This is a genomic window from Roseibium sp., assembly GCF_050301095.1.
Lineage (GTDB): Bacteria > Pseudomonadota > Alphaproteobacteria > Rhizobiales > Stappiaceae > Roseibium.
Genome location: NZ_JBNKYW010000192.1, coordinates 1 through 4,513 on the forward strand (window position 1 = coordinate 1; position 4,513 = coordinate 4,513).

Annotated in this window: 3 protein-coding genes; 1 reads left to right on the top strand and 2 read right to left on the bottom strand. The window is 63.1% G+C overall.

Annotated elements, in window-relative coordinates; all coding sequences use genetic code 11:
* Window positions 1-380: 380 nt before the first annotated feature.
* Complete coding sequence (locus ACQY7U_RS17560) at window positions 381-2,096, top strand: ABC transporter permease (protein ID WP_428647076.1); 1,716 nt, start codon at window positions 381-383, stop codon at window positions 2,094-2,096.
* A gap of 153 nt (window positions 2,097-2,249) precedes the next feature.
* On the opposite strand, the gene ACQY7U_RS17565 is transcribed toward ACQY7U_RS17560, so the two are convergent.
* Together ACQY7U_RS17565 and ACQY7U_RS17570 are read right to left on the bottom strand one after the other, a co-directional pair.
* The gene (locus tag ACQY7U_RS17565) at window positions 2,250-3,296 is read right to left on the bottom strand and encodes an ABC transporter ATP-binding protein (protein ID WP_428647078.1); all 1,047 of its coding nucleotides are present in this window, start codon (window positions 3,294-3,296) and stop codon (window positions 2,250-2,252) included.
* 60 nt (window positions 3,297-3,356) lie between these two features.
* Window positions 3,357-4,274: a phosphotransferase gene (locus tag ACQY7U_RS17570; RefSeq protein WP_428647081.1), complete on the bottom strand. Its 918-nt coding sequence runs from the start codon at window positions 4,272-4,274 to the stop codon at window positions 3,357-3,359.
* Window positions 4,275-4,513: the final 239 nt, after the last annotated feature.

Consider the following 4,513-nt stretch of genomic DNA (forward strand, 5'->3'; position numbering starts at 1 on the left):
CCGGCGTCGCAGCACCTGAAGGTTTTCCGGCCCGCGACCGGATCAAGCTGATGGACTTCGACCCGGCCACGGCCCTGGAACAGGACCAGGTCAACAAGATGAAATTCTCCGAGATTTTCGGCGGCTGAGGCCATCTACCAACTGCACCGGTTGCGCAGAAGCAAAACTGCGCAACCGGACATGATCGTATTCGGGCACCTGTGCGGTCGGATCAAAAGAGCTTGCACCGACAGGAGGCCACTCCGGCGCAACTGGTTTCCAGCACGTCCCGTCAACCAAATGGAGGTCATCCCCGACTTGATCGCGGATGATCATCGTGAGGATTGTGTGGGAATGGCCCAGTTACGCAGGCTTTGACACCCATTTTCGGTGACACTTCAATGACAGCGGACACGTTCCTGAAACACTTTTCCCCCGAAAGAACTACCCTCCTTGCGCTTGTCCTCGGAGCCACCATGATCTGCGGCCTGCCCTTGCTGCTGCTGTTCAAGACAGGGCTTTTCCACGACGGAACGGTCGATCCGGGGCCGCTTCTGGAAGCCCTGCAAAGCCGGTCGGTCCTGCGGGCGCTCTGGCACTCGATCGAAAGCAGTTTTTTCTCCGCCCTTGCCGCAACGGTACTTGGAACGGGACTTGCCCTTCTGATCGGCTTGAGCGATGTGCGCGCCAAGGGGCTTCTGGTCTTTCTCATCCTGCTGCCGATGATGATCCCTCCGCATGTGACGGCGATTGCCTGGGTCCAGGCGCTGGGGCCTGCGAGCCCCGTGCTGCGCTGGCTTGACCTTGCTCCTGAGCCCGGCTCCACACACCCGCTATATTCCCGAGAAGGCCTGGAGCTGCTGCTGACGCTGCAACACAGCCCACTGGTGTTCCTGCTCGTGCGTGCAGCGCTCAGGTCGTTCCCGCGCGAACTCTCCGATGCCGCCCGGATTTCCGGCGCCGGCACCTTCCGGATGTTGCGGCGGATCACCCTGCCGCTGCTCGCCCCCTCGCTGCTGGCCGGTTTCGCGCTTGCCTTCGTCGCCGCTCTCGGTAACTTCGGCATCAATGCGCTCATCGGGATCCCTGCGCGCTACACCACCTTGCCGGTGCTGGTCTGGCGGAGGCTTGCGAGTTTCGGTCCGGATGTCCTGCCCAATGTGGCGGTGATCTCCGTCCTGCTGGCGCTGGTGGCGCTCGCCGCCATCCTGATCCAGAGCTTCCTGCAACGGCGCATGCGCGCCAGTCTGATCGGCCTCCCGCAGTCCCCGCTGGCGATTTCGCTCGGCCGGAGCCGGCCCGTCGTCGAAGTCCTGCTGTGGCTGTTCGTTGCCTGTGTGCTGCTGCTGCCGGCGGCCTCGCTGCTGGCAACGTCGCTTGTCAGGACCTACGGCCTGCCGCTCTCCGTCGAAACACTCACGCTGGAGAACTTCCGGGAAGTGCTCTGGCGTCAGTCGGTGACCTTGCGCGCCTTCGCCAATTCGACCGTCATTGCCGGATGCGCGGCCGTCGTCATCGCGCTGGTGAGCCTGCTGCTCGGTTACCTTCTGGCGCATCGGCAGAAAAGCCATCGCCTGTGGGCGGGGCTTGCCCTTTCCCAGTCGGAAATCGCCTTCGCGGTGCCGGGCCTCGTCATGTCCATTGCCTTCATCCTCACTTTCATCCGGCCCCTGCCCGTCATCGGTATTTCGCTTTACGGAACTCTCTGGATCATCCTGATCGCCTATGTCTCGGTGTTCCTCGCGGTCGGGCTGAAGCCGGTAGCGGCCGCCTTCCTGCAGATGGACGGTGCGCTTGAGGATGCCGCCCGGGTGTCAGGCGCGGGTTTCTTCCGGCGCATCAGGAAGATCTTCGCTCCGCTTGCCGCTCCTTCGGCGGCTTCCGGCGCAATTCTTGTCTTCCTGACCGCCTACAACGAGATCACCGTTTCCGCTTTGCTCTGGTCGACGGGCAACGAAACCATCGGCACGACCATCTTCAACTACGAAGACGGTGGTTACACCACGCTGGCGGCCGCCATGTCGGTGGTGGTTGTTGCAGCGACGGTGGCCGTCATGGTGGGCATGAATGCTTTGGCAGGACGCGTGCCTGCGGGGACGGTGCCGTGGAAAGATTGAGGGGCTTGTCTGTTTTGTTTCTCCCTCATCCTGAGGAAGGCCGAAGGCCTGTCTCGAAGGATGGGCCACTTGCCCCGGAGTATGCCGCCCATCCTTCGAGACGGACCTGAAGGTCCTCCTCAGGATGAGGTGATTTTCCTGGGTCGGTATCGCCTACCCCTGCAGCACCCAACCCTGCCGGATGGCAAGATGCAGGATCTCGCCCGGATCGGCCTTGCGCGGAAGCATCATCATGAGGGGGGCTTCAAGACCGCCGACGGCAACAAAGACCTCCCAGTAACCGCCCCGGTAAACGGACCGCTCAACGGTTGCCGGAAAACCGCCTTGCGCTGATTCTGGCACCAGATGCTCTGGCCGGATCAGAAGTGTTGCCGGTCCCGGCCGTGTCCCGGCAGGACAATGGAGCTCAGCGGCGAGGCCGTTGCAGCCGATCTTTGCCCGGTCGCCTTCCACCCGTTCCACCGTCACCGGCACAAGGGAACTTCGACCGATAAAGCCTGCGACCCGTTCGGATACGGGCCGCCGGTAAAGGGTGTCCGGATCCGCCACCTGCAGGATTTCCCCGTCCCACATCACTGCGACCTTGTCGGCAAGGGCCATCGCCTCGCGCTGGTCATGGGTGATGAAAAGCGTGGTCGCGCCGCTTTTTTGATGAAAGGCGGCGAGTTCCTCCTCCATGGCGCTTCTGAGATGCGGATCAAGGTTGGCAAGAGGTTCGTCCATCAGAACCGTGCCCGCCCCCTGCGCCAGACAGCGTGCCAGGGCGACCCGCTGGCGCTGACCGCCGGAAAGCTCCGCCGGCTTGCGCCTTTCAAACGGCGTCAGCGCGACCGTTTCCAGGCAATCGGCAACACGCGCGGCGATGGTGGAGCGTTTTCCGCCCGCCGTTTCGAGCGGAAAGGCGACGTTGGCGGCGACACTCATATGCGGCCAGAGGGCGTAGGACTGGAAGACGACGCCCACCTGCCGCTGTTCCGGCGGCACGTGCACCCCGTTGCCGGCCACCGTCCGGCCGTTCAAACGGATCTCGCCGTTATCTACCGGTTCCAGTCCGGCGATCGTCCTGAGCAGGGTGGACTTGCCGCAGCCGGAAGGGCCGAGCACCACGAAGAAGGTTCCTTCCGCGATGGAAAGGGACACATCGTTCAAGGCCTTGTGGGAACCGAAGGACTTCGAGACGAGACTGAGATCAATGGACATGCGCCCCCGTTAGCGCGCGCCTGTAACAGGATCATGTCACTCTTGGTCGGTGCGGGCAGACTACCGGCCACGCAGGCGCAGCAGCAGATCGACTTCCTCCTCCAGCGCCCGGCCATAGGCGCGCGCGGCCGGGGCGTTTTCGTCCTTCAGGGTTTCATGGCGGAAGAGGCAATAGGCGGCCAGACGCCAGTGATAGGCCGTTCGTTCTTCCAGAAAGCGCCCGACCGTGTCCTGGTCCGGATAGGCGTTCAGGAACATCTCCTCCACCTCGGCCACCAGCGGGTGGATGCCGTAAAGCATGGCAAGGCCGGGCGAGACGAAACAGACGATGTCCTCGACCGGATCGCCAAGACCGGCGAACTGCCAGTCGATCAGCCGTGCCCCCTCGCCCGTGGCCAGAATGGTGCCGAGGCAGAAGCTGCGGTGGACGAGGGACCTGATGGGCTCATGCTGCTTGACGGCCCCACTGGCCGGACGCAGCTTTTTCAGATTGGCCGCCTTCCGGCTCTCCGGAATCAGCGCGAGCATGGCATCGCCGTTGGCGAGCACCTCGTGATAACCGGAAGGCACGGTCTGGTGGCCGGGAATGAGCTCCTTCAGCGCTGCAAACCGGCCGATCAGGTCCGCTGCCTCGCCGACCTCGATTTCCTCAAGGTTTCGCGGCGCGTAGCCGTAAACGAGGATCGGCGTTCCGGCCGGGCTCATCGCAAAGGCGGCAAGCTCCGGTGCCAGTTGGTGACGGGCCAGCACGCTCAGGGCATCCGCCTCCTGCTCCGGCAGGGTCGGATAAAGGGGATTCCGCTCGTTGCCGGGAAAGAATTCCTTGATCACATAGACCCGGCCCGGAACGTCCAGCCACCAGAACCGGCATGTGTAACTGATCGGCAGGGGCCGGAGTTTCGCCGAATTCCAGTCCTTCACCGGCAACAGGGTCTTCAGGAAGGACAGCAGTCCAGCATCCGAAAGCTGATCGCTCACGCAGGTTCCTCTTCGTTCACCACTCTTTTCTGATCGCGTCGATAGGCTTTGACGTCAAGTCCCCGTTTTGCCTCTCCCCCCGGTCCGGCGCACTTCCGGCCCGGCGATGTCGGAGTTGAAGCACTGGCCGTCGTTCTGAGACTGCCCGGAAAAACCACGCTCTTCGCTACAGTCATCCGGACGGCGCGGGCCTTGTCCGGCCGGAACCGATTTCACACGGCAACCAGGGCGGATCCAAT